Below are 24105 nucleotides of genomic sequence, written 5' to 3' on the forward strand. Positions count from 1 at the left end.
GATTGTGATGCAATCACTGCCTTTTTTCTTGTCCTTGTATTTTTCTCTTTCTACAAAGTGCGAAAAGCTGGATAATTGACGTTTACGTTAACGTCATGGTGCCTTAATTGGTATCCAGCGTTGGACGAATCTCTTATTCAACTTATTTATTCTATTTTAGAGCAGAGGGAAGCATGCAAATTCAAGACAATGTATTCATTATCACTGGCGGCGCATCTGGTTTGGGCGAAGCAACTGCCCGTATGATTACTGCCAATGGCGGTAAAGTGGTGATTGCCGACGTGCAGGTAGAAGCTGGTCAAAAATTGGCAGCGGAATTGAATGCTACTTTCGTTAAATGTGATGTGACACAAGAAGCTGATGGTCAGGCAGTCGTTGCTGCTGCAACTGCAGCGGGCACGTTGCGCGGCTTGATCAATTGCGCAGGTGTTGCGCCAGCAGTGAAAACAGTTGGTAAAGAGGGTGCCCATCCATTGGAATTATTCCAACGCGTAGTGAATATCAATTTGGTTGGCACATTCAACATGGCACGCCTGGCAGCAGAAGCAATGAGTAAGACTGATGCGATCCAAGATGAACGCGGCATCATTATCAATACCGCTTCGGTCGCTGCCTTTGATGGTCAAATGGGTCAGGCGGCTTATGCTTCTTCTAAAGCAGCCGTGGTTGGTTTGACGTTGCCTATGGCACGCGACTTGTCACGTAATGGCATTCGTGTGATGACCATTGCACCAGGTATTTTTGAAACGCCAATGCTGTTAGGCATGCCACAAGAAGTGCAAGACGCTTTGGGCAAAATGGTACCGTTCCCTTCTCGTTTGGGTAAGCCAAACGAATACGCGCAATTGGCGAAATCAATTATCGAAAACATGATGTTGAACGGTGAAACTATCCGTTTGGATGGTGCGATTCGTATGCAGCCAAAATAAGTTCTCATTTTTCGTTCCAAAAATCACACTTTCTTGCTTTCTTGCAGACATTTATCTTGTACGCGAATACACTAGATATATAAGAAAAGTTTGCTTTTTGGAGTCGAATAGGAATGAACAGTAATGCCACAACCGGCTTAATTCTGACCGGAGGCGGTGCACGTGCCGCCTACCAGGTTGGAGTTCTCAAAGCGATCTCCGATATCTTGTTAGAACAAGGTTGGGATCCTAAAAAAAATCCATTTGGGATTATTTGCGGAACCTCTGCAGGGGCGATTAACGCCACTGCACTCGCTTCACGTGTCGATCACTTTCAAGAGTCGGTCAATAGCATTTTGCATGTCTGGAGCCATTTCGAGGCAGCCCAAGTGTATCGTGCCGATTCCTTAGGCGTTATCCGTTCCGGTGCACGCTGGTTATCAATCATGTCGTTTGGCTGGCTGCTCAATAAATGGCGCAAGTCGCCACCGACTTCTTTGCTAGACAACTCCCCATTGGCTGGTTTATTGCATCGCATGCTAGATATGGAACGCCTCGATCAGGCTTTCGCTACAGGTGATCTGCAAGCTTTGGCGGTGACAGCATCTTCTTATACTACAGGTCACCATTTAACTTTTTATCAGACCTTAAATGATATTGAACCCTGGGTGCGCAGCCAGCGATTGGCACAGCGCGATTTTATTGGTGTTCAACATTTATTAGCATCGTCTGCCATTCCCTTTATTTTTCCTTCCATACCCTTAAATTGGGGCGGGCATCTCGAATATTGCGGTGACGGTTCTATGCGTCAATTAGCGCCGATTTCTCCTGCAATTCATTTAGGCGCGAATAAGGTCTTGATCGTCGGTGCGGGACGTTTATCTGAGCCGCCACGGCAGAATTTTGAGTTGGCGACTTACCCAAGTTTGGCGCAGATAGCAGGTCATGCGATGTCGAGTATCTTCTTGGATAGCTTGGCAGTGGATATTGAACGCTTAACGCGTATCAACAAAACGCTTTCAATGTTGCCACCTGATTTATTGGAGAAAACACCGTTGAAACCAGTTGATCTGCTGGTGATCGCTCCGTCGGAGCGTCTAGATGAAATTGCCAGTCGTCACACCCAAAGCTTGCCTTTGCCAGTCCGAACCATGTTAGGCGGTATTGGCGCAACGGACGTGCGTGGCGCAGCTTTGGCATCGTATTTGTTATTTGAAGCAAGCTATACGAAAGAGTTGATCGCTTTGGGAATCAAGGATACTTTGGCGATGAAAGAAGAAGTCATTCATTTTTTTCAGCACCAATCCGTCGTTAAACATCCTGCCTCAATCATGGAAGCGGTTCCTGCATAAGTCACAATGGATTGCTAAAGATGATGTAGGCGATTATGCTAGCTGATCTTAAATTTAACTTTTATTTAACTTTTCTGCAATGAGCGTAATGTAAGCATAATGAGAATTTATCTACGACAGTTTTTAGCGATTTTATTGCTGAGCTTAGGCTTAGCCGTCAATGTTTTTGCACAAGATGTTGGCAGCGTCAAAATTCAGGATTTGCCGCGGGAAGCGCAGCAAACTTTGCAGTTGATCCAGCAAGGTGGCCCGTTTCCCTATGATAAGGATGGTTCGGTCTTTGGAAACTATGAACGTCAATTGCCTAAACGTGCGCGTGGCTATTACCATGAATATACGGTGAAAACACCGTATGCGAGAAACCGTGGTGCCAGACGAATTATTACTGGTGGTGAGCGTCAGCCTTACCGCGAGTTGTATTACACCGCCGATCATTACGCCAGTTTTAAGCGAATTCAACAGTAAATTGCAATAAAGTCGGTCAAGAATGTCATCATTGATCAATGAAAAATGAGGATGAAATGAGTTTGTTAAGTACAGTCAGTCCCAATGCCGTGCAATCGATTCGCGCTTTTAGAAGCCTGGATTTGCAAGTGGAAGCCACAGCGACAGGACAGCATTTTCTCTATGTGCACTGTGGTAAAGCACGGGATAAGTCAGAAGTGCTCAGCATGATCGCCGATTCTTTTGGATTTCCCAGTCATTTTGGACATAATTTTGATGCTTTATATGATTGCCTGACGGATTCAGTGCACAAGGCTGGGCAACAAAATGGCTTCGTCGTCGTTATCGAACATTTGCCAAATACTGAACTTTTTGATAAAGAATTACGAGAAACTTTGTTGGATGTATTTCGTGATGCTGCAGATTATTGGGCTAAAAAGAAAATCCCGTTCAGGGTGTTTTATTCCTTTGAATAATTAATTTAATTGCATTGAAAAAGCCTGAATTTGGTCAAGTTTTGGTCGAATTCGGGCTTTTTACTTGGGCTTAGACCGCTACAGAGGTACAATGCCGCAATGAAAAAAATCGTCATCCTTATTTCTGGACGCGGTAGCAATATGCAAGCCATCGTCCAAGCCTCACAATCCCAGCAATGGCCAGCACAAATCGCAGCAGTGATCAGTAACAAGCCTGATGCAGCTGGCTTGGCTTATGCCGCTAGTCAAGGCATTCCTACCGTGGTGGTGGAAAGCAAAGCCTTCCCGAACCGAGAAAGTTTTGATGCTGCGTTACAGCAAGCGATTGATAGTTTTCAAGCCGATTTAGTGGTGCTTGCTGGCTTTATGCGCATCTTGACGCCGCAATTTGTTCAGTATTATGAAAACCGCATTATGAATATTCATCCATCCTTGCTACCTAGCTTTGTTGGATTGCATACGCATCAGCAAGCTTTGGATGCCGGCGTGAAATTTCATGGCGCGACGGTGCATTTTGTCACAGCTGAATTGGATCACGGACCTATCATTGACCAAGCTTGTGTACGCATCGAACATGGCGACACCGAAGACACCTTGGCGCAGAAATTACTCGTCAAAGAACATCAAATTTATCCACGCGCCGTGCGTTTATTCGTTGAAGGCAAATTAGTGGTTGAAGGCAATCGCGTGATTGTTAATGGATCAGAAGCAGATAGCTGCGCGATCTAATCGTATTTACAGAGGAAGAACATGAGATTACCACCAGCCATGATAGGCCATACCGAAGCCGTTTTGCGTGAAGTTTTGCGCTTTACTGGTCCTGCTGACGGCACTTTATCGCGCTACTTTAGAGAGAATCCGCGTCTTGGCGGACGCGAGCGCGGTGTGATTGCCGAAGCGATTTATGGCTTGTTGCGCAATAAGAGCGTGTACACCAGTTTTTCTGAATCTGGTACAGGCTCCGCTATGCGCCGCATCACTTTGTTAGGTTTGGCTGATGCCGTTGGTATCGATGCATTAGGTGGCCTGAGCGAAGAAGAAGATGTCTGGTTGCGTCGTGTGATGGAAGTTGACCGTAGTCACTTACCGTTAGCATTGAAATCGAATATGCCAGAATGGTTGTGGCAAAAACTCTCGGCCAAATTTGGCGATGAAGAAGCCATGAAATTGGCGACTGCATTGAATACGCCAGCCTCCTTGGATCTGCGTGTGAATGCCTTGAAATCCAACCGGGAAGACGTGATCGTTTCCTTAGCACAAGCACCGATTTTGGCTGAAGCGACTCCGTACTCTGCACTGGGTTTGCGCATCATCAAAAAACCATCTATACAAAATCTACCTTTGTTTAAAGATGGCACCATCGAGGTGCAGGATGAAGGTAGCCAAGTGTTGGCGCAATTGCTAGGTGCGAAACGCGGTGAAATGGTCGCCGATTTCTGTGCTGGTGCAGGTGGCAAAACTTTGGCACTAGGCGCGGCGATGCGTAACACGGGTCGTTTATATGCCTTCGATATTTCTGAAAAACGTTTGGCGAAATTGAAACCGCGCTTAGCACGCAGTGGTTTATCGAACGTGCATCCAGTGGTGATTGCACATGAGCGTGATGCCAAGATCAAGCGTTTAGCCGGTAAGTTAGATCGCGTGTTAGTCGATGCTCCCTGCAGCGGCTTGGGTACTTTGCGTCGGAATCCTGATGTGAAATGGCGTCAGACTCAGGCTGGGGTTGCAGAATTAAACGTCAAACAAGCATCGATTTTGGATAGCGCTGCACGCCTGGTAAAAGGCGGTGGCCGCTTGGTGTATGCAACTTGCAGTATTCTCGATGAAGAAAATGAAGGCATCGTCGAGCAATTCTTAGCGACACATCCAGATTTTAGTTTGCTGCCAGCTTCCCAAGTATTGGAAGAACAAAAAATCCAACTAGAAATGGGTGATTATCTGAAGCTCTATCCGCATGTACACAATACCGATGGCTTCTTTGCCGCCGTATTTCAGCGTAATAAAGTTGCGCCGAAATCAGAAGCTGTGGCTCAGGCTGAAGTTGAAGCTGAATAATTTTTAAACTCCGTATTGACAATCAGTTTTCAAAAATAGTTTTATCTTAGGTTGGCAGTTTTGTTTAAAACAATCGCGCAAGTCTCGTCCATGGGAATTATGGAAACACAATCTTTGACACGATTAATCGCTGAAATATCGACTGACTTGGGTACGATCGGTCTTTTATTTCAGCTGCTCGCTTTGTCGACCTGTTTTGTGCTCGCCTGGTTTTTATCACGGAGTATCCAGCGTTTTTTCGCCAAGGTGGATCACACCTCCGGCGTGATTAAAATTGGCGTTGAGAGCTTTTCACGTGTCTTGTGGCCGCTGCTTGCCTTGGTCTTTTTGTTTCTGGCTAAACTGATTATTGGCAGGTATCAACATACAGGCTTGTTGAAATTATTTTTCCCCATCTTGGGCTCTTTTGCCTTGATACGTTTTAGTTTTTATGTCTTTCGCCGTGCCTTTGTGCGCGATGGTACGGTCGGCAACACTTTACAAATCTTTGAAAAAATCTTTGCTGCGCTGGTTTGGCTGGGTTTGGTTTTGCATTTCACTGGCATGTGGGAAGAAATTTCCCTGGCTTTAGAAGAAGTTGTTTTGCCACTTGGTAAGAGCAAAGTATCCTTGCTGGCAATTTTGCAGGGCATCGCATCGGTCGCCTTAACGGTGATCTTGGCATTGTGGGTCAGCGCAATGCTGGAAGCGCGCCTGATGCTGATACCGAGTATGCATTCTTCGCTCAAAGTCGTCTTGTCGCGTTTAGGACGTGCCATTTTTATTCTGATGGCGATATTGGTTAGTTTGTCCCTGGTCGGAATTGATTTGACTGTGCTATCCGTTTTTGGCGGGGCTCTTGGGGTTGGTTTGGGTCTTGGTTTGCAAAGAATTACCAGTAGTTATGTGTCAGGTTTCATTATTTTGTTTGATCGTAGTTTATCTATCGGCGACATGATTACAGTTGATAAATTTAGTGGTTGTGTGACGCAGATTAATACCCGTTATACCGTGCTAAAAGGTTTGGATGGCGTTGAGTCAATTATTCCGAATGAAATGCTGGTCTCTAATCCTGTACAAAATCTTTCCTTGACGGATCGCGCTGTAGTGCTTACAACGGACTTTACAGTTGCTTACGACACTGATCTGGATAGTTTGCTGCTCGCCCTGATGGAGGTTGCTGCCAGCGTGCCGCGAGTTTCGAAAAATATTGAGACATCGGCATATCTGTTGCGCTTTGGCGCTGATGGATTTGAAGTGCGCGTTGGTTTTTGGATAGAAGATCCGGAAAATGGTCGTACCAATGTGATTTCTGGGGTGAACCGGGCAATTTGGACTTTGCTTAAAGAGCGTGGAGTAGAATTGCCTTATCCACAACGCGAAATTACTGTATTTCAGGCGCAAACGAAAACTCAGACTTGAATCAGCGTAAAATAAGAATGTTTTTGAGAAATTTTGCATGCCGATTTCTGCCTGCATAAAATAGTGTTTTAGGAGTAGTTATATTTTGAGTAATTTTATTGATCTTGTTGTTGACTTCTTGAGCAATGGCTTTACCCGTGCTTCTAGTTGGCAGGTATTTATTTTTACTATGGTGGTCACGCATATCACCATCGCCAGCGTCACGATTTTTTTGCATCGTTGCCAAGCGCATCGCGCCTTAGAACTGCATGCGATTCCTAGTCATTTTTTCCGTTTTTGGCTGTGGTTAACGACCGGTCAAGTAACGAAAGAATGGGCAGCTGTACACCGTAAGCATCACGCAAAATGCGAAACTGAAGAAGATCCGCACAGTCCTGTGACACGCGGCATCAAGAAGGTATTGTTAGAAGGTGCAGAGTTATATCGTACCGAATCTAAGAATTTAGAAACTATTAGTAAGTATGGTCACGGCACGCCAGATGACTGGATGGAGCGTAACTTGTACACGCGTTTTAGCTGGCAAGGTGTAGCGCTGATGTTGATTATTGATTTTATGTTGTTTGGCGTGATCGGCGTAACGGTATGGGCAGTGCAAATGTTGTGGATCCCAATTACTGCGGCTGGCATTATTAATGGCATCGGTCACTACTGGGGCTATCGCAATTATGAATGCGCCGATGCAGCGACGAATATTGTGCCTTGGGGTATTTTGATTGGTGGTGAAGAGCTGCATAATAATCATCATACATTTGGAACTTCAGCTAAGTTATCCTCGAAATGGTATGAGTTTGATATAGGTTGGGGATATATCCGCACCTTGGAAATCATCGGTTTGGCAAAGGTCAAAAAAGTCGCACCACAACCTAAGTTTGATGCATCCAAGATGGTGGTTGATGTTGAAACTCTGCAGGCGGTGATTACCAATCGTTATGATGTGATGGCAAAGTATGCAAAGTCTTTGAAAAAAACTTGGCGCGCTGAGTTGCAACAGTTGCGTGACAATGCGCACTTTGAAAAAGGATTCTTGAAGGCGGTAAAGAAGAGTCTGCAACGTGAACCAGCAAAGTTGGAAGCACCACAACAGCAACAACTGGTCGAACTCTTTGCTCATAGTGCCGCTTTGAAAACCATGCATGATATGCGCGTGGAATTGAATGCGATTTGGGAGCGTTCAAGTGCGACTCGTGAGCAATTGGTCGCGCAGTTACAAGATTGGTGTCAGCGTGCCGAAGCTTCTGGCATTAATACGCTGCAGGAATTTTCTTTGCGTTTGCGTAGTTACGCGTAAGGCTAATTCTTAAACATTCAGAAAATGGCGCCGATGGTGCCATTTTTTTTGTCCCAATAATTCGATAGTAGGTCGCAAGAATATAGGTGGATTTGTTTGTAGCTCAATTATCGGCTCAATTGTCAGCTCAATTTTCGGCTCAATTGTCAGCTCAAATATAAGTCATGCGGATGCTGAGCGATCAATCCAATCAATTAAAAAGAATGTTTGTATCTGGCTAGTTGAATATCTAAAGCGCAAATCAACAGACGAAAAAAAACCTGCGAAATTTCGCAGGTTTTTTTGACATTCTACTAAAACTAGAATCAAGCAAAGCTTACTTGATTTTTGTTTCTTTGTAGATAACGTGCTTACGTGCCTTTGGATCAAATTTCATGATCTCCATTTTTTCAGGCATCGTACGTTTGTTTTTTGATGTCGTGTAGAAGTGACCTGTACCAGCAGTCGATTCTAATTTGATTTTGTCGCGACCAGATTTAGCCATGATATTTTCCTAAAAATAGTTTCTGCTTAAACTTTTTCGCCGCGAGCACGCATGTCGACTAAAACGGCATCGATACCGATTTTGTCAACTACACGCAAACCTGCGTTAGACAAACGCAGGGAAACCCAGCGATTTTCTGATTCTACGAAAAAGCGACGATTTTGCAGGTTAGGCAAAAAGCGACGTTTAGTTTTGTTGTTCGCATGGGAAACGTTGTTGCCAACCATTGGCCCCTTCCCAGTAACTTGGCATACACGCGCCATGTTTAGCTCCTTAATGATTTCCGAAATTGGAAAAAACGAAAGTATAACGAAAAAACTTTGAAATATCAACGACTTGTGAAAAACAATTGTGTCTTTTTGTCGTTCGTAAATTTAACAATTTAAATTTCTCCTGTGTAAACCGCTACTTAGACTCATATTTGCCCATTTTCTGCAAAAGAGTAAACCTTGTTGCTAGCGACTATAAAGTGGTCAAGTACGCGTATATCGACCAGAGCGAGTGCAGATTTCAAGGTTTGAGTCAGGGTTAAGTCTGCGGAGCTAGGGCCAGGAGAGCCGGACGGATGATTGTGAGCGAGAATCACGCTGGCAGCGTTGTGGCTAAGTGCGCTTTTGACGACTTCGCGTGGGTAGACGCTGGCATGGCTCAAGCTGCCGCGAAATAATTCTTGTCCTATGATCAGGCGATTTTTCACGTCTAAAAATAAAACCGTGAAAGATTCATAATGCTTATTGCCGATTTCCAGTTGCAAGTATTGGCGTACCGCTTGTGGCGAGGAGAGCGATGAACTAGTTTGCAATTCTTCTGAAATCGAACGTTTGGCTAATTCTAATACTGCCTGCAATTGCGCGTATTTTGCACTACCCAAACCATGTACTTTGGCAAAATCAGTCAAATTGGCACCGAATAATGCGCGTAAAGAACCAAATTGCATCAACATATCGCGCCCCAGATCAACGGCACTTTTCCCTTTGACGCCCACACGTAGAAAAACCGACAGTAATTCCGCATCCGATAATGCGGTTGCTCCATGCCGGATTAGTCGTTCACGCGGACGTTGTTCTTCTGGCCAATGATTGATTCCCATCGTCTTTCTATACCTTTCGTTTTGCAGAGCGAAGCTTTTCCGCCTCGTCTGACTTACAATAGCGGTTTGCTAGTTCTCAAATAAGTTGAAATTAAATTATGTCTGAAAAGTCTATACTTGTCGTTAACAATGGTGCGTATTTAACCTTGCATTACCGTCTTGCAACACTAGATGGCGAGGATATTATTTCGACTTTTCACGAAAGTCCTGCGACTTTGCTATTGGGGCAAGGTCAACTTGCACCTAACCTAGAGCAGGCATTGCTCGGTTTGGAAGAGGGTTCTCATACCACGCAAGAATTAACGCCTGAACAGGCTTTTGGTGTGCGCAATCCAGATCTGATTCAACGAGTGTCTTTGAAAACCTTGCGTGAAAATTCTGCCTTTGGTGAACAGTTCAAGGTTGGCGATTTGATAGATTTTTCTGCGCCATCCGGCGGCAAATTTGCAGGTGTAATTCAGGAGCTGGATGAAGATTCGGCCTTGTTTGACTTCAATCATCCCTTGGCAGGGCAGCGTATGCTATTTGAAGTTAAAATTATCGGTATTTTGTAATTAGTCTATTTAGTCAATTTAGCCAATTTAGCCAATTTAGCCAATTTAGCACCCATGAGCACAACAGTTAATTCATCAACAAGTCCAATAATGCAAACAATCGCGCAAGACACCCAGCAAGAAACTAAGCAGGAAACCAAGCAGGAAATTCTGTTAGCTCAACCACGCGGTTTTTGCGCTGGTGTGGATCGTGCCATTGATATAGTGGAGTTGGCCTTAGCCCAATTCGGTGCGCCGATTTATGTGCGTCACGAAATCGTGCATAACGCTTATGTGGTCAATGATCTACGCGAAAAAGGTGCGATTTTTATCGAAGAGTTAGATGATGTGCCCGCGGGGAATACACTGATTTTTTCCGCACACGGGGTATCTCAAGCGATACGTGAAGATGCAGAAAAACGTGGCTTGAAAATTTTTGATGCGACTTGCCCTTTGGTGACCAAAGTCCATATTGAAGTTTCAAAGATGCGTAAAGAAGGCCGCGAGATCATCATGATTGGGCACCAGGGGCATCCTGAGGTTGAAGGTACGATGGGCCAGAGCGAAGGGGGGATGTATTTGGTCGAGACGGTGGAAGATGTGGTCAACTTGCAAGTGGATGATCCATCTTTGCTAGCCTATGTGTCACAAACCACTTTGTCCGTTGATGATACTGCTGACATTATCGCAGCCCTTAAAAATAAATTCCCACTGATCGCCGAGCCTAAAAAAGGTGATATTTGTTACGCCACCACGAATCGTCAGGCGGCGGTTAAATTTATGGCACCGCAAGTTGATTTAGTCATTGTGGTGGGAAGTAAAAATAGCTCAAACTCAAATCGTTTGCGAGAAGTCGCTGAGAAAATGGGGACGACGGCCTATATGGTAGATAAAGCCGAGGACATCAATCCCGCGTGGCTGGAGAACTGTGTGCGAGTAGGTGTGACGGCGGGCGCTTCCGCACCAGAAATTTTAGTGAATCAAGTAATTGATCAACTCAAAGAATTTGGTGTGAAAAGTGTTCGCGCTTTGGATGGAGAAGAGGAAAATGTGACTTTTCCTCTGCCTAAGGGTTTGAGCAATTCGGCAAAAACCTAGGTTGGATTAGGGATGCGGGAGTGCTTGAGTGTGCTTCTGATTTTCATCAAGATCTGTCTAGTCGAATCTTGCTAGCTTAATCGAAAAAAGAATGAAGTGCGGCTTTCAGCTCCTGATTGTCGCAACGACTGACGCGCACTATTGGTGTTTTATGCCAGTCGGCGAAAGCCTGTAAAGTTTTTGCCAAATCTTTGCTCAATGCTTCACTGAACTTGACGTTGCCTTCTAGATGCAAAGCCTTAATTTCCATTATTTTTTCTTTTCTATGGGCTTTGGCATCCACGCGTCCAATGAGTTTTCCTCGGCGTAAAATTGGTAAAGTAAAGTAGCCGTATTGCCGCTTCGCTTCGGGCGTATAGCATTCGAGACGATAATCGAAATCGAAAAATTCTAAAGCACGTTTTCTATCCCACACCACAGGATCAAAAGGCGACAATAAACAGGTATGGGTGGCGCGCAATTGTCCGGCTTTCGCTTGTTCAACTAGTGATGCTCGTTGCGGATGATAATAGGCGGGTTCAGTCCATCCATCTACTGCAATTTTTTGTAGTAATCCTTGCTGATATAGGCTTTCAGCTTGTATCGCGGGGGATAGTTTTTTCATGCGAAAATAATCAGCAATCCAGCTTGCTTTACAAATGCCTAAAGCATAGACGGCATCTAATACCTGATTGCGTTGATCATCTACGAGCTTACCTAAATCACGTTTGTCATTCCAGTTGGGATGAACACGTTCAGTTAAATCGTACACGCGTTGAAATTTCTGGCGTCGTGCGACCATCACTTTGCCGGTTGTGAACAGTACTTCGAGTGAGCGTTTTTCTGGTTTCCATTCCCACCAACCACCAGCCTTGCCATCGGTGCGCTCGAAATCCGCAGAGCGGCACGCACCGAATTCTTTGATGTGTTTCAGAACTTGCTTGACGTGATTGGCGTTTTCTTGCAGCCAAGTTTGATTGTATTTCCAACCCATGCCTTCTGGCTTGAGCATTTGATGACGATAGCGACCAAAGCTTTCTATAGGCAGAAAGCAAGCTTCGTGTGACCAGTATTCAAATAGTCTGCCTTCATCAAGATGCTGTTCCAGCCATTCTTGTTGATAGTCACCCAGGCGGCTCCACAACACCAGATAGGGACTGCGAGCGACGACATGGATGGTGTCAATCTGTAGCACACCCATGTTTTGTATGGTCGCTAAGACTGCTTGTTTGTCAGCGGTTTGTTTGGGTGCAGTCAATAAGCCTTGTGCGGCTAGATGGATGTTTCTGGCGGCGGTCAGGCTTATTGTCATCGTATTTTAGGTGTCAGCTTAGAAGTGCTTTAAACCGATCGCAGCTTTGACTTCATCATTGGTTTTTGCAGCGATTTCACGTGCGCGGTAGGTACCTTCTTTCAGTAATTGCAGCACATGCCCACGATCTTTTTCGTATTCCTGACGGCGTTCACGGATTGGGCGCAGCATATCTTGCAAAATCCCTTCTAGGCGTGCTTTGACTTTACTGTCGCCAAGGCCGCCACGAACGTAGTGATCTTTCATAGCTTGCAATGCCTCTTTGTCGGTATCGAAAGCGTCGAGGTAGGTGAAAGCGACGTTGCCTTCCAAATGGCCGGGATCTTCCACTTTGATATGCAGAGGATCGGTATAGACATTGCGAACTGCTTGTTTGATTTCTGCTTCGGTAGCGCCGAGGTTAATAGCATTGCCTAAAGACTTACTCATCTTCGCTTTACCATCGATGCCAGGCAAACGACCGATTTCTGGTACTAAAGCTTCGCACTCGACCAGAATGTCTTTTTTTGCCAGACGATTAAAGCGACGTACGATTTCATTGGTTTGTTCAATCATAGGTATCTGATCGTCGCCAACTGGTACCAGAGTCGCTTTAAATGCAGTAATGTCCGCGGCTTGACTCACAGGGTAAGTGAAAAATCCGGCTGGAATGTCGCGTTCAAAATTGCGTAAGATGATTTCCTGCTTAATGGTCGGATTGCGCTCCAGACGTGAAATTGTTACCAAATTCATGTAGTAGAAGGTGAGTTCTGTCAGTTCTGGAATTTGCGATTGAATGAAGATCGTCGATTTGCTAGGGTCAATTCCCACTGCCAGATAATCAAGGGCGACTTCGATCACATTGTTATGTACTTTCGCAGGGTCATCCATATTGTCGGTCAGCGCTTGCGCATCGGCGATCATGATGTACTGTTTGTATTGATCTTGATAAGCGACACGATTACGCAAGCTGCCAACAAAATGCCCCAGATGTAATGGTCCAGTAGGACGATCACCAGTCAAAATTAAGTGTTGCTTGTTGGTGGATGGTTGGGCGGATGCCTTTGATGTTGTGCCGCCTTCTGATGTGTTTGCTGCTTGCTCGCTCATGAGTGATCCGAAAATAATAGAAGTAATTGTGTATCTGGAAAATAAAATGCCGCACTTAACTTATAAAGAAGGGCGGCATCAGGAATTTTGTGTTTGTCGTATTGAAACTGGGTGCCACCCTTAGTCTAAGGTGCTCCGCCAATGGCCATTAGTGATGTTGAATGTGCGTTTCATGCAGGCATAATGCCGTTTTTCACTGTTTTTTGTCAAGAAATGTCGACATCAGCATGGTAAAATCACGCGTTATGCTGAGGTTCAGCTGACGTTAAGCTGACGTTAAGCTGAACCTCAAGAAACTCAAGCGCGCTATCAAATTTAGATTCCATCTTAGAAAGCTTTTGAAGTGAATTCTGTGCCATCCAAACTTATCATCGCCTCGCGCGAAAGCCGCCTTGCTATGTGGCAGGCAGAACATGTTCGTGCCCGTCTGCAAGCTCTATATCCAGCATGTGATGTGCAAATTTTGGGCATGACTACGCGTGGCGATCAAATTTTGGATAGAGCTTTGTCAAAAGTGGGTGGCAAAGGGTTGTTCGTAAAAGAGTTAGAAGTCGCGATGGAAGAGGGGCGTGCTGATTTAGCTGTGCACTCTTTGAAAGATGTTCCTATGGAGTTACCAGAAGGTTTTTCTTTAGCGGCGATTCTAGAGCGGGAAGATCCACGCGATGCCTTCGTTTCCAATCATTATGCTTCTCTAGCTGAACTCCCAACTGGTGCCGTGGTTGGCACCAGTAGCTTGCGCCGGCAAGCCTTGATTTCTGCACGTTTTCCGCATTTAGTTATTAAACCTTTGCGCGGCAATCTTGATACGCGTTTGCGTAAGCTCGATGAAGGTGAATATGCTGCCATTATTCTGGCCGTAGCCGGTTTGAAACGTTTGGGGCTGCCGGAGCGTATTAAGGCATTCTTAGAACCTACGGAAAGTTTGCCTGCTGCTGGACAAGGCGCAATGGCGATAGAAATTTTGTCGTCGCGTCAGGATTTGGTACAAGCATTGGCTCCCTTAAACCATCTGGCGACATCGCAAGCCGTATTGGCAGAGCGTACAGTCTCGAAAGCTTTTGGTGGCAGTTGTCAAATTCCATTGGCGGCTTTTGCTGAGATTGAAAATGGCACCATGCATTTACGTGCGATGGTTGCAACACCTGATGGATCGCAATCGACTAAGGCAGAAGTGAGTGGGAATGCGGATAATTTTGTAGATTTGGGTATGCAGGTCGTCGCTGCTTTGAGAGCGCAAAATGCAGATGCCATTCTGGCGGTGTGCCGCGAAATCGAACATTCTTAGTCTGTGGTGGGCATTGCCGAAAAATTAGGATACGCTTTATGCAAGCGCTAGCCAATATTGATTTAGTGAACGGGAATTCAAAGCTGGCTGTAAAATCGACCGAGAGCTTAGGCATGAATTCAACTGTAATTTCAACGGCGATTCCGACTGTAATCATTACGCGCCCACAGCATCAGGCGCAGCATTTGGTGGATTTGCTTGAGCAAGTTGGGCGACAGTCAGTTGTGTTTCCGATGTTTGAGATTGAGGAAATGCTTGAGAACCCTGAGTTGGATCAGGCCATCTGTGACTTAGAAGATTATGCTTTAGTGATGTTTGTGAGTCCAAACGCAGTTGATGCCATGTTAAATCGCATTGCTGAAAAGGACTGGCAATGGCCGTCAAGTGTGGCGATTGCGGTAGTTGGGGCTGCAAGTCGACAAGCTTTGTTAAAACATGGAATTGACGAAGCTGCAGTGCGTATTATTAGCCCGACGAATACGGAAAGAACCGATTCAGAAACCTTGCTGGAAGAACTGGATTTGACGGCTTTACGTGGTCAAAAAGTATTGATTGTGCGAGCCGATTCGGGACGTGATTTTTTTGCCGATGCCTTACTTGGCGCACAGATTAACGTGCAGGCGATCACCGCTTACCGACGCATTACTCCCATTTTTGATGAGTCAAAAAAACAAGAGTTGCAGACTTATCTGAATGCAGCGTGTGCTTGGGTCGTCACTAGTTCTGCCGTTTTAAGGACGTTGTTGGCGTGGTGTTCTCAGTTGGATCAAGCTGGTGCAGTCGCCAAAATGCAACAACAAAACTTGTACGTCCCTCATTTTCGTATCGCTGAGGTGGCAAGAGAATTAGGATTTAAACATATAAGCTTGAGTGCTTCTGGCGACGAAAAGCTCTTACTCGCGTTACAATCATCATTATGAACGAACAAACACCCTCTACCGAAACCATGTCGACGACGAATAATCCGACCGATACCAGTACAGTAGCCGCTACGGTTGTTACGCCTCAAGATAATGCGCAGGCCGCTGCAGTTGCTTCCGCGCCTTCAACCGTCAATTCGCAGTCTTTAACCAATTCCGCTAACACACCGTATATTTTGTCTGGTGTCTTGGCTGTGTTATTGGCTGTGCATTGGTATTCATCGCAAAATCAAATGACCGTTTTGCGTGAAGAAGTAGCCCGTCGATTGCAGACCGCAGATATCAATAATAGTGAAATTAAAGGTATCGCGAAAAGCGTGCAAGAAACGTCCAAAGACATGCAATCCAAGGTCAGCGTTTTGGAAGCGAAGCAAACGGAAGCGCAAGGTCAGCAAGTCGCCTTAGAACAACTGTATCAAGACTTATCCAAGAGTCGCGATGAGTGGGCGTTAACGGAAATTGAGCAAGTGTTAGCCACTGCTAGTCAGCAATTACAATTAGCAGGCAATGTGCAAGGCGCTTTGATTGCTTTGCAAAATTCAGATGCGCGTCTGGCAAAATCTGAAAAAGCACAATTCATCGCTGTACGTCGTGCAATCGCCAAAGACATAGAAATGCTCAAGGCTTTGCCGCAGTTAGATTTGACGGGACTCGTATTGCGACTGGATAGTGTTATTGCACAGGTCGATAATATTCCTTTGTGGTCAGATGAAAAAACACCAGTGGTTGCGACGCCACCAAAAGCACCATTGCGTGTATTGCCGCGAGCTGCAAAAGCGAAGAGCGATAAGGCGGAAATTGCTGCAGAAAGCACTTTTAGTGCTCAGTTACAAGATCGTTGGCAGAGTTTTTCCAGCGAGATGTGGACAGAATTAAAGCAGTTGATTCGGGTGCGAAATGTAGAGTCGCCAGATGCTTTGTTACTGTCACCAGCACAAGCTTATTTTGCCAAAGAAAATCTGAAATTACGTTTGCTCAATGCTCGCTTGGCTTTGCTGTCACGAAACGAAGGTGCATTTCGCAGCGATATGATTTCGGCGCAAGACTTGATTTCGAAATATTTCGATGTGCGCACCAAGCAAGCACAAACTGCACAGGCATTGTTAAAGCAAATTCAAAGTAATAATTTATCGATAGAAATGCCAGCGTTGAATGAGAGTCTCAATTCCGTTCGCAATTTCAAGGTGAAACCTTAATTTCAACCCAAACACATGCGCATCTTTATTCGTATTCTTATTCTGTTTGCACTCGCCGTTGGCATTGCAATCGGTGGTCGCTTTAATGCTGGTAATGTGGTGTTGTTCTATCCACCAACCAGGATTGATTTATCTTTAAATTTCTTCTTGCTGATTTTGGCAGCCTTATTTTTCGTCATGTATTTCGTGGTGCGTACGATTATTGCAACCACTGAGATGCCGAAAAAAGTAGCAGAGTATCGACAAAGCAAACGTGAGCGTGAAAGTAATCGCGCCTTACGTGATGCTCTGAAAGCCTTGTTCGAGGGACGTTTTGGCCACGCCGAAAAATCTGCGGCGAAAGCTTTAGATTTGTCTGAAAACAAAGCACTTGCTAGCTTGATCGGTGCTAGAGCTGCGCATCACATGAGTCAGTTTGAACGTCGTAATGTTTGGTTTGCTGGAATCGAAGACGACAATGCTTATAAGACAGCACGCCTGGTCACGATGACCGAGTTATATGTTGACCAGCATAAAGCGGAGCAAGCATTAGAGGCAGTTAAAGAATTAAATGCACGTGGTAAGCGCCATATTCAGGTTTTGCGCTGGGCTTTAAAGGCCAATCAACAGGCAAAGAATTGGACTGAAGTGGTGAAACTGGTTCGTACTTTAGAAAAAAATCATGCGATTCATCCGGCTTTGGCAGGGCGTTTGCGTGAAATGTCTTACGATGCTTTGTTAAAAGAACATGGACATGATGCTGAGTCCTTGCGACGTGTTTGGAGTGAAGTACCTTCCGCTGAACGCAAAAATCGTTATATTGCTGTGAGTGCCGCGGCTGCATTTACTAAGTGCCAGGTACTTGACGAAGCGCGCGCGATAGTCGAAAAATCCTTGGCTGAAGAATGGGATAACCGTTTGCTGCGTAGTTATCGCGAAGCGGCTGGCTCTGAAGGTTCTGCTGCTTTACGATCACAAATTGAGCACTGTGAAGATTGGTTGAAAAATCAAGCTAAGAACGCTGAATTAGAGCTCACATTAGGCGTCTTGTGTTTCCATCAAAAACTATGGGGCAAAGCACAGGTTCATATGGAAGATGCCTTAAACCATACGCAGGAAGCTCGCATAGTTCGTGAAGCGAATTTGAGTTTGGCACAATTGCACGAAAAGCTAGGTCAAACGGCAGAAGCGACAAAACACTATCGTCAATGTGCTTTGGCGACGAATCAGTAAGCGGTCGGAAAAGCGCGCTTTCCTAGCCAAGGCGAGCGAGGAATTGCTAGAATTACTGCTGCATTGCACCAAATACACCTAAAAATCGCTATAATCTGGCGATTGTGTTTGATTTACTTTGAAAGCGTCTTATGAGTTTAAATAAAGTGTCAGCTGGCCGTGATTTGCCTAACGATTTTAACGTGATTATCGAAATCCCTATGAATGCGGATCCGATCAAGTACGAAGTAGACAAAGAGAGCGGTGCGATTTTTGTGGATCGTTTTATGGGTACGGCTATGCATTACCCATGTAACTACGGCTATGTGCCAAATACGATCTCTGGTGATGGTGATCCAGTCGATGTTTTGGTGATTACGCCATTTCCATTGATCCCAGGTGTGGTTGTGCGTTGCCGTCCTATTGGCATTTTGAATATGCACGACGAAGCTGGTGCAGATGGGAAAGTGTTAGCGGTACCGATCGACAAAATTTTGCCTATCTATCAACATTGGCAAAAACCAGAAGATTTGAATGTTTTGCGTTTAAATCAAATCCAGCATTTCTTTGAACATTACAAAGATTTAGAGCCTGGAAAATGGGTCAAGATCGATGGTTGGGGCGGCACAGATGATGCTCGTGCAGAGATTTTGAATGGTGTAGAGAACTACAAAAAATCTTTGGCATAATTTGCTCTGATAGGTTTATAAAGAAAAAGGCAGCTTGGGCTGCCTTTTTCTTTGCCTAAAATTCTCTATCTAACATTCTCTATCTGGACTTGAATGCTAAGACGGCAAGAATTGCCGCGATAATAAAGCTACCCCAGCCCAACCAAAATAAATTGCTTTTTCCAGCAAAAACATTTGAAGAGCTACTAGGTTTTGATGTTGCACCAGAAGAAGATTGACGTCTCGCCCGTTTTTCTCTGGCTAAGAATTTGTTTAATGCGAGCGCCATTTCTGCCGCGCTTTTGTAGCGACGATGCGGTTTTTTCTGCATCGCTTTCATCACGATGTGTGCCAATTTCTCAGGTACTTCAGGATTGACCAGATCTGGTGATTTTGGTGTTTTGTGTGTAATGTTGTAGAGCAGCTTGTCAAAATCAGAGGCTGAGAACGGCTTCTGTCCAGTTAGCATTTCATACAGCACTGCGCCGAGAGAATATACATCAGTTAGTGCAGTGACAGGCTGACTAGATGCCTGCTCGGGCGACATGTAGTTGGGTGTGCCCATTATGTTGCCCTTGAAGAGGGTCTGAGGTTGCCCACTTTCGTCGAGAACACGGTTAGGCACGCGAGCAATGCCAAAATCGACGACCTTAGGCTGATTATTTTCGACGATGAAAATATTGGCGGGCTTGATGTCGCGATGAATCACCCCTTGGTTATGTGCGAAAGACAAGGCATTCGCGATTTTATAGGCAATTCCAGCGCACTCGATTACATCAAAGCGCTTACCTGCAGCCATTAGTTCGCGTAAATCCTTACCTTGCAGGAATTCCATTGCAATGAAAGTCGTTGCACCTTCTGTTGATGCATCATAAATCGTGACGATATTCGGATGAGAAAGTCTGCCTGCTGCTCGCGCCTCGTTGATAAATTGCTGTTCTCTTTGTTTTTTGTCGGTCGCGCCAACTGGGTTATTCAGTATTTTGATGGCGACCGCACGATCGATAATGGGATCGTGACCAAGCATCACACTCCCATTTGAACCGCTGCCTAGCTTATCGGTCACAGTAAAGCGACCGATTCTACGCATCGGTGTTTTGCTCGCTCCAGCTGGATTATTGATATTGGCATTTTGTATCATACGGAAGAAAACCTTGAATTAAATATATCTAACCATCTGATTATGATGGGTTTTTTGCATCTGCACATTCTAATGGATTTGCCTGCTTTACATGTAAAACTGTGTGGGTTTCTGTCAATTATGTTGTGTATTTAGTCTAAGTATTCTCATATTGATAAGACCAGTTGGCTTTGTCAACTACACCTTAGCTTATGGATAGCTAATTGATAGCTTATGGATAGCTAATTGATAGCTTAAATGGATTACGTTCTTTCAATTCATCCAAATAGTCGTCAATTCCTCCATGCTCACGTTGCAGAAAGTGCGCGACTGCATCGGCAAATGCCGGTTCTTGCAGATAATGAGCTGAGAAGGTTTTTTGTGGCAAAAATCCCCTAGCCATTTTATGCTCGCCTTGTGCACCGCCCTCAAAGACTTGGATTTTTTCTCGGATGCAAAATTCTAAGGCTTGATAATACGCTGTTTCGAAATGTAGGCAGGGTAAATGTTTTAAACAGCCCCAATAGCGGCCATAGAGTGTGTGTTGGTCATGGATGAAGAGCGCTGCCGCAATCCTTTCGCCCTCTAGGCTGGCGATAATCAGATAAATATTCTCCGGCATATCTCTCCCTATACGCAGAAAAAAATCCAAATTGAGGTAAGGGCTAGAATGATGTTCAGCATAGGTGCGGTCATAGCATTGTTTAAAAAAACGCCAATCAGTTTCGGTAATTTCAGTACCGCGTAGATGTTGAAACTGTACGCCAGCATCTCGCACCTTGCGCCGTTCTGCTCGAATATTTTTGCGCTTCTTGTGTTCCAGGCTGGCCAGGAAATCTTCAAAATCAAGAAAGTGATGATTGATCCAATGAAATTGCACACCTTGCCTTAGCATGAAATTGGCGTTCTGTAAGGTGCTCGCTTCTTCCAAAGTGGGAAATAAGATATGACAAGAAGAGTAGTGCTGCGACTCCATTAAACTATGAAGATAATTTAGTAAAGCGAGCCGTGCTTCTGAGTTGATGCTGAGCAGACGATTACCTTGCACAGGCGTGAAAGGAATTGCAGATAGTAATTTAGGGTAGTACGCTAAGCCATGCTGCTGATAGGCATTTGCCCATGCCCAGTCAAATACATATTCGCCATAGGAGTGCATTTTTTCATATAGGGGCATGGCGGCAACTAGCGTCTCTTGAGTCCCAGTATGTTCTTGTTGCCAGAGGCAGATAAATCGCGGAATCCAGCCGGTTTGTGCCGAAGCAGAGCCAGATTCATGTAGTGCGTGTAAGAAAGCAAATGACAAAAAAGGATTGGGCTGAGTCTGCAACTGCAGTAAGCCATCCCAATTTTCCTGTCCAATCTCCGATAGAGAATCGACCACGCCCATGCGATAATGTGAGACTTCAGAATTCATAACCCGGCATTCCATCTTTATCGTTAATTCTTTATCGCTAAATCTTATGACAGTCAAAGTTGCTATCGCTCAAATGAACAGCATCGTCGGTGATCTCACAGGCAATGCTCAGCAAATTCATGATTACGTGGAACGTGCTGCTGCTCAGGGTGCAGACATCGTAGTGACACCCGAATTGTCGCTGGTAGGTTATCCGCCAGAAGATTTGCTATTGCGCAGCGCGTTTTATCAGCAGACAGCGCTTGCATTGCGAAAATTGGCGCTCGATTTACAGCCATTTTCTGATGTGCACGTGTTGGTTGGTTATCCGCTGGAGCAACATGGACATCACTATAACGCGATTTCAGTTTTGTTGAATGGCAACATCACGCATACCTATTTAAAACACGCTTTACCGAATGACGCTGTGTTTGATGAAAAGCGTTACTTCGCTACGGGTGATGATGCGGTTGTGTTCGAAGTAAAGGGCACAAAATTTGGCATTAATATTTGTGAAGATGTCTGGAATGGTGACGCGCCACAATTGGCACGCGCTGCGGGTGCGCAAGTTTTGTTGGCACCGAATGCTTCGCCATTTCACATGAATAAAAGCGATTTCCGGATTGAGGTGATGCGCCAAAATATCAGCAAACTAGGGATGAGTCTGGTGTATGCGAATTTATTGGGCGGTCAGGATGAATTGATTTTTGACGGTAATTCATTTGTGCTAGATCACGAAGGACAAGTTTGCGCACAGCTTAAACATTGTGAAGCCGATTTGCAGATTGTGGATTTTATTGATGGCGTACCGCAATCGAATATTGTTGCAGAGACCTTGTCTGTGGAAGCCCAGATTTATCGCGCTCTGGTCTTAGGTGTGCGTGATTATGTGACGAAGAATGGCTTCCCCAGTGTCTTGATTGGTTTTTCGGGTGGTGTCGATTCTGCTTTGACTTTGGCGATTGCAGTCGATGCTTTGGGAGCTGACAAGGTGCGTGCAGTGATGATGCCTTCACCTTACACTGCCGATATTTCTTGGTTAGATTCGCGTGAGATGGTCAAGCGTATCGGCGTGCGTTACGATGAGATTTCTATCAATGAATGTTTTAGCGCATTCAAAAATACCTTGAGTCAGGAATTTGCGGGTTTAAAGGAAGATACGACGGAAGAGAATATTCAGGCACGCATACGTGGCACGATCTTGATGGCGATGTCGAATAAGTATGGCTCTATCGTACTGACAACTGGCAATAAGAGTGAAATGGCGGTTGGTTATTGCACTTTGTATGGTGATATGGCGGGTGGTTTTGCGGTGATTAAAGACGTTGCTAAAACGATGGTGTATCGTCTTTGTGAATATAGAAATTCGATAGGGGATGTGATCCCTGAGCGCATTATTACTCGTCCACCTTCTGCGGAATTGCGCCCAGATCAAAAGGATCAAGACTCCTTGCCGCCATATGATATTCTCGATGGCATTATGCAGCGCTACATGGAAGAAAATCAGTCACGAGCTGAAATTATTGCGGCGGGTTACAGCGAAGCCGATGTAGAACGTATTACGCGCTTGATCAAAATTAATGAATACAAACGACGTCAGGCGCCGGTTGGAATCCGCATTACGCACCGCGCTTTCGGGCGCGACTGGCGTTATCCGATTACGTCGAAATTTCGTGACTAAAATAGCAGATCAATAGCAGACCGATAGCAGACTAATAGCAGATTATCAGTGAGGAAAACATGAAACAAATTACCGCAATCATCAAGCCATTTAAATTGGACGAAGTCCGTGAAGGTTTGGCCGAAGTTGGTGTTACTGGTTTGACGGTGACTGAAGTTAAAGGCTTTGGTCGTCAAAAAGGACATACAGAGTTGTATCGCGGTGCTGAGTACGTGGTGGATTTTTTACCGAAGATTAAAGTCGAAGTGGTGGTCGATGATAAGGTGTGTGATCACGTGGTCGATGCCATCATCAAAGCCGCGCATACGGGCAAGATCGGCGATGGCAAAATCTTTGTACAGAATGTCGAACAGGTGATACGTATTCGCACTGGTGAGACTGGATCAGAAGCCGTCTAAATTTCTGGAGACTAATTGAAAATAGGCGCGAATCACACTGATGATTCGCGCCTGTATTTTTTGATGCTAGATTTTTATTTAGGAAGCTCGCAGTAAAACGATCAAAGCACCCGAACCGCCATCCGCCGCAGTCGCCTGACTAAAAGCAATTACTTCATCCTTTTGTATCAACCAATTACGCACCTTGTTTTTCAACACGGGTTCTTTGTTGATCGAGCCTAAACCTTTACCGTGAATAATCCGTACACAGCGATATCCACTGCGTATACATTTGCGTAAAAATTCGCCGAGATTGTCACGAGCCTGATCGCGGCGCATGCCGTGTAAATCTAGTTGGGCTTGTATGACCCATGCACCTTGACGCAATTTTTTTGCGACATCGATGCCCACTCCCACGCGCGTATAGCTCAGATTTTCATCTGACTCTAATAAAGTTCCTGCATCGAATTCATCCGATAGCGATTCTTGTAAAGCCTTTTGTTCATCTTCAATATGCTTGTAGGCGATTGGCTTTGGTTTTTTGGGGATAGCTTGGAATTTTTCTGGTTGCTTCATGACCTGAACGTCACCGACACTGCTGCGAAAAATATTTGCTTCAATCGCCGCTTGCTTTTCGCGCGCAATGCGTTCGGCCTCAGCTTTCTCACGTTGTGCTTGTTGTTCTTTGAGTTGCTTGCCAACTTGTTGAAGGTCAGCAAAAGATTTCATTGATGAGGCCATGATGATGTTTGCTGATGAAAT

General features: G+C 45.1%; 24 protein-coding genes and 1 pseudogene. 17 read left to right on the top strand and 8 right to left on the bottom strand.

Going from position 1 to position 24105, the window contains the following annotated elements:
- Nucleotides 1–173: 173 nt before the first annotated feature.
- The 8 genes and pseudogenes from H8K55_RS14310 to H8K55_RS14345 all read left to right on the top strand — a co-directional run bounded on the left by H8K55_RS14310 (nucleotide 174) and on the right by H8K55_RS14345 (nucleotide 7924).
- The gene (locus H8K55_RS14310; protein ID WP_186942752.1) at nucleotides 174–929 is read left to right on the top strand and encodes a 3-hydroxyacyl-CoA dehydrogenase; all 756 of its coding nucleotides are present in this window, start codon (nucleotides 174–176) and stop codon (nucleotides 927–929) included.
- A gap of 113 nt (nucleotides 930–1042) precedes the next feature.
- Nucleotides 1043–2260 (top strand): patatin-like phospholipase family protein, encoded by a 1218-nt coding sequence (locus H8K55_RS14315; RefSeq protein WP_186942753.1) that lies wholly within the window; start codon nucleotides 1043–1045, stop codon nucleotides 2258–2260.
- Nucleotides 2261–2359: 99 nt separating this feature from the next.
- Nucleotides 2360–2725 (top strand): guanyl-specific ribonuclease, encoded by a 366-nt coding sequence (locus H8K55_RS14320; protein WP_186942754.1) that lies wholly within the window; start codon nucleotides 2360–2362, stop codon nucleotides 2723–2725.
- A 47-nt stretch (nucleotides 2726–2772) separates the two neighbouring features.
- Nucleotides 2773–3180: pseudogene (locus H8K55_RS14325) on the top strand (barstar family protein); the annotation flags it as partial.
- Nucleotides 3181–3279: 99 nt separating this feature from the next.
- The gene (gene purN, locus H8K55_RS14330) at nucleotides 3280–3909 is read left to right on the top strand and encodes a phosphoribosylglycinamide formyltransferase (protein ID WP_186942756.1); all 630 of its coding nucleotides are present in this window, start codon (nucleotides 3280–3282) and stop codon (nucleotides 3907–3909) included.
- A 21-nt stretch (nucleotides 3910–3930) separates the two neighbouring features.
- Nucleotides 3931–5235, top strand: coding sequence for an RsmB/NOP family class I SAM-dependent RNA methyltransferase (locus H8K55_RS14335; protein WP_186942757.1), 1305 nt, complete (start codon nucleotides 3931–3933; stop codon nucleotides 5233–5235).
- 99 nt (nucleotides 5236–5334) lie between these two features.
- Nucleotides 5335–6636, top strand: a complete 1302-nt coding sequence (locus H8K55_RS14340; protein WP_230408630.1) for a mechanosensitive ion channel family protein — start codon at nucleotides 5335–5337, stop codon at nucleotides 6634–6636.
- Between the two features lie 85 nt (nucleotides 6637–6721).
- Nucleotides 6722–7924 carry a DesA family fatty acid desaturase gene (locus tag H8K55_RS14345; RefSeq protein ID WP_222612481.1) on the top strand — a complete coding sequence of 401 codons (1203 nt, stop codon included), beginning with the start codon at nucleotides 6722–6724 and terminating at the stop codon, nucleotides 7922–7924.
- Between the two features lie 316 nt (nucleotides 7925–8240).
- Here the strand turns inward: H8K55_RS14345 and rpmG are convergent, their stop codons facing one another.
- The 3 genes from rpmG to radC form a co-directional block, all read right to left on the bottom strand.
- Nucleotides 8241–8408, bottom strand: coding sequence for a 50S ribosomal protein L33 (rpmG, locus tag H8K55_RS14350; RefSeq protein ID WP_110257750.1), 168 nt, complete (start codon nucleotides 8406–8408; stop codon nucleotides 8241–8243).
- A 26-nt stretch (nucleotides 8409–8434) separates the two neighbouring features.
- Complete coding sequence (rpmB, locus tag H8K55_RS14355; RefSeq protein WP_186890252.1) at nucleotides 8435–8671, bottom strand: 50S ribosomal protein L28; 237 nt, start codon at nucleotides 8669–8671, stop codon at nucleotides 8435–8437.
- Between the two features lie 152 nt (nucleotides 8672–8823).
- Nucleotides 8824–9498, bottom strand: a complete 675-nt coding sequence (radC, locus tag H8K55_RS14360) for a RadC family protein (RefSeq protein ID WP_186942758.1) — start codon at nucleotides 9496–9498, stop codon at nucleotides 8824–8826.
- 98 nt (nucleotides 9499–9596) lie between these two features.
- Between radC and H8K55_RS14365 the strand changes: the two genes are divergently transcribed.
- Together H8K55_RS14365 and ispH are read left to right on the top strand one after the other, a co-directional pair.
- Nucleotides 9597–10052, top strand: coding sequence for an FKBP-type peptidyl-prolyl cis-trans isomerase (locus H8K55_RS14365; protein WP_186942759.1), 456 nt, complete (start codon nucleotides 9597–9599; stop codon nucleotides 10050–10052).
- Nucleotides 10053–10106: 54 nt separating this feature from the next.
- Nucleotides 10107–11129, top strand: a complete 1023-nt coding sequence (gene ispH / locus H8K55_RS14370; protein WP_186942760.1) for a 4-hydroxy-3-methylbut-2-enyl diphosphate reductase — start codon at nucleotides 10107–10109, stop codon at nucleotides 11127–11129.
- A 76-nt stretch (nucleotides 11130–11205) separates the two neighbouring features.
- Here ispH and H8K55_RS14375 read toward each other — a convergent pair whose 3' ends face one another.
- A complete protein-coding gene (locus tag H8K55_RS14375) occupies nucleotides 11206–12420 on the bottom strand; it encodes a winged helix-turn-helix domain-containing protein (RefSeq protein ID WP_186942761.1) in 1215 nt (404 codons plus the stop codon).
- Between the two features lie 18 nt (nucleotides 12421–12438).
- On the bottom strand, nucleotides 12439–13509 hold the full coding sequence (trpS, locus tag H8K55_RS14380; RefSeq protein WP_186942762.1) for a tryptophan--tRNA ligase: 1071 nt from the start codon (nucleotides 13507–13509) through the stop codon (nucleotides 12439–12441).
- Nucleotides 13510–13906: 397 nt separating this feature from the next.
- On the opposite strand from trpS, the gene hemC reads away from it, so the two are divergent.
- The 5 genes from hemC (at nucleotide 13907) to ppa (ending at nucleotide 18793) form a co-directional block, all read left to right on the top strand.
- The gene (gene hemC, locus H8K55_RS14385; RefSeq protein WP_186942843.1) at nucleotides 13907–14797 is read left to right on the top strand and encodes a hydroxymethylbilane synthase; all 891 of its coding nucleotides are present in this window, start codon (nucleotides 13907–13909) and stop codon (nucleotides 14795–14797) included.
- 38 nt (nucleotides 14798–14835) lie between these two features.
- Complete coding sequence (locus tag H8K55_RS14390) at nucleotides 14836–15717, top strand: uroporphyrinogen-III synthase (protein WP_230408632.1); 882 nt, start codon at nucleotides 14836–14838, stop codon at nucleotides 15715–15717.
- The gene (locus H8K55_RS14395; protein WP_230408633.1) at nucleotides 15714–16913 is read left to right on the top strand and encodes a uroporphyrinogen-III C-methyltransferase; all 1200 of its coding nucleotides are present in this window, start codon (nucleotides 15714–15716) and stop codon (nucleotides 16911–16913) included. The genes H8K55_RS14390 and H8K55_RS14395 overlap by 4 nt, the downstream gene beginning before the upstream one ends.
- A gap of 15 nt (nucleotides 16914–16928) precedes the next feature.
- On the top strand, nucleotides 16929–18125 hold the full coding sequence (locus H8K55_RS14400) for a heme biosynthesis protein HemY (RefSeq protein ID WP_186942763.1): 1197 nt from the start codon (nucleotides 16929–16931) through the stop codon (nucleotides 18123–18125).
- Between the two features lie 131 nt (nucleotides 18126–18256).
- Nucleotides 18257–18793: an inorganic diphosphatase gene (gene ppa, locus H8K55_RS14405; RefSeq protein ID WP_186942764.1), complete on the top strand. Its 537-nt coding sequence runs from the start codon at nucleotides 18257–18259 to the stop codon at nucleotides 18791–18793.
- A 79-nt stretch (nucleotides 18794–18872) separates the two neighbouring features.
- On the opposite strand, the gene H8K55_RS14410 is transcribed toward ppa, so the two are convergent.
- Nucleotides 18873–19913 carry a serine/threonine protein kinase gene (locus tag H8K55_RS14410; RefSeq protein WP_186942765.1) on the bottom strand — a complete coding sequence of 347 codons (1041 nt, stop codon included), beginning with the start codon at nucleotides 19911–19913 and terminating at the stop codon, nucleotides 18873–18875.
- Between the two features lie 211 nt (nucleotides 19914–20124).
- Nucleotides 20125–21306 (bottom strand): GNAT family N-acetyltransferase, encoded by a 1182-nt coding sequence (locus tag H8K55_RS14415; RefSeq protein WP_186942766.1) that lies wholly within the window; start codon nucleotides 21304–21306, stop codon nucleotides 20125–20127.
- Nucleotides 21307–21352: 46 nt separating this feature from the next.
- On the opposite strand from H8K55_RS14415, the gene H8K55_RS14420 reads away from it, so the two are divergent.
- Both H8K55_RS14420 and H8K55_RS14425 read left to right on the top strand, forming a co-directional pair.
- Nucleotides 21353–22966, top strand: a complete 1614-nt coding sequence (locus H8K55_RS14420; RefSeq protein ID WP_186942767.1) for an NAD+ synthase — start codon at nucleotides 21353–21355, stop codon at nucleotides 22964–22966.
- A 59-nt stretch (nucleotides 22967–23025) separates the two neighbouring features.
- Nucleotides 23026–23364 carry a P-II family nitrogen regulator gene (locus H8K55_RS14425; RefSeq protein ID WP_186942768.1) on the top strand — a complete coding sequence of 113 codons (339 nt, stop codon included), beginning with the start codon at nucleotides 23026–23028 and terminating at the stop codon, nucleotides 23362–23364.
- A 78-nt stretch (nucleotides 23365–23442) separates the two neighbouring features.
- Here the strand turns inward: H8K55_RS14425 and H8K55_RS14430 are convergent, their stop codons facing one another.
- Nucleotides 23443–24084 carry a Smr/MutS family protein gene (locus tag H8K55_RS14430; protein ID WP_186942769.1) on the bottom strand — a complete coding sequence of 214 codons (642 nt, stop codon included), beginning with the start codon at nucleotides 24082–24084 and terminating at the stop codon, nucleotides 23443–23445.
- Nucleotides 24085–24105: the final 21 nt, after the last annotated feature.

Origin of the sequence: Affinundibacterium flavidum, assembly GCF_014284175.1 — a bacterium.
Classification (GTDB): domain Bacteria; phylum Pseudomonadota; class Gammaproteobacteria; order Burkholderiales; family Burkholderiaceae_D; genus Undibacterium; species Undibacterium flavidum.

Coding starts and splice junctions, on each gene's coding strand:
- H8K55_RS14310 (WP_186942752.1), top strand. CDS start 174: ATGCAAATTCAAGACAATGTATTCATTATCACTGGCGGCGCATCTGGT.
- H8K55_RS14315 (WP_186942753.1), top strand. CDS start 1,043: ATGAACAGTAATGCCACAACCGGCTTAATTCTGACCGGAGGCGGTGCA.
- H8K55_RS14320 (WP_186942754.1), top strand. CDS start 2,360: ATGAGAATTTATCTACGACAGTTTTTAGCGATTTTATTGCTGAGCTTA.
- purN (WP_186942756.1), top strand. CDS start 3,280: ATGAAAAAAATCGTCATCCTTATTTCTGGACGCGGTAGCAATATGCAA.
- H8K55_RS14335 (WP_186942757.1), top strand. CDS start 3,931: ATGAGATTACCACCAGCCATGATAGGCCATACCGAAGCCGTTTTGCGT.
- H8K55_RS14340 (WP_230408630.1), top strand. CDS start 5,335: ATGGAAACACAATCTTTGACACGATTAATCGCTGAAATATCGACTGAC.
- rpmG (WP_110257750.1), bottom strand. CDS start 8,408: ATGGCTAAATCTGGTCGCGACAAAATCAAATTAGAATCGACTGCTGGT.
- rpmB (WP_186890252.1), bottom strand. CDS start 8,671: ATGGCGCGTGTATGCCAAGTTACTGGGAAGGGGCCAATGGTTGGCAAC.
- radC (WP_186942758.1), bottom strand. CDS start 9,498: ATGGGAATCAATCATTGGCCAGAAGAACAACGTCCGCGTGAACGACTA.
- H8K55_RS14365 (WP_186942759.1), top strand. CDS start 9,597: ATGTCTGAAAAGTCTATACTTGTCGTTAACAATGGTGCGTATTTAACC.
- ispH (WP_186942760.1), top strand. CDS start 10,107: ATGAGCACAACAGTTAATTCATCAACAAGTCCAATAATGCAAACAATC.
- H8K55_RS14375 (WP_186942761.1), bottom strand. CDS start 12,420: ATGACAATAAGCCTGACCGCCGCCAGAAACATCCATCTAGCCGCACAA.
- trpS (WP_186942762.1), bottom strand. CDS start 13,509: ATGAGCGAGCAAGCAGCAAACACATCAGAAGGCGGCACAACATCAAAG.
- hemC (WP_186942843.1), top strand. CDS start 13,907: ATGTGGCAGGCAGAACATGTTCGTGCCCGTCTGCAAGCTCTATATCCA.
- H8K55_RS14390 (WP_230408632.1), top strand. CDS start 14,836: ATGCAAGCGCTAGCCAATATTGATTTAGTGAACGGGAATTCAAAGCTG.
- H8K55_RS14395 (WP_230408633.1), top strand. CDS start 15,714: ATGAACGAACAAACACCCTCTACCGAAACCATGTCGACGACGAATAAT.
- H8K55_RS14400 (WP_186942763.1), top strand. CDS start 16,929: ATGCGCATCTTTATTCGTATTCTTATTCTGTTTGCACTCGCCGTTGGC.
- ppa (WP_186942764.1), top strand. CDS start 18,257: ATGAGTTTAAATAAAGTGTCAGCTGGCCGTGATTTGCCTAACGATTTT.
- H8K55_RS14410 (WP_186942765.1), bottom strand. CDS start 19,913: ATGATACAAAATGCCAATATCAATAATCCAGCTGGAGCGAGCAAAACA.
- H8K55_RS14415 (WP_186942766.1), bottom strand. CDS start 21,306: ATGAATTCTGAAGTCTCACATTATCGCATGGGCGTGGTCGATTCTCTA.
- H8K55_RS14420 (WP_186942767.1), top strand. CDS start 21,353: ATGACAGTCAAAGTTGCTATCGCTCAAATGAACAGCATCGTCGGTGAT.
- H8K55_RS14425 (WP_186942768.1), top strand. CDS start 23,026: ATGAAACAAATTACCGCAATCATCAAGCCATTTAAATTGGACGAAGTC.
- H8K55_RS14430 (WP_186942769.1), bottom strand. CDS start 24,084: ATGGCCTCATCAATGAAATCTTTTGCTGACCTTCAACAAGTTGGCAAG.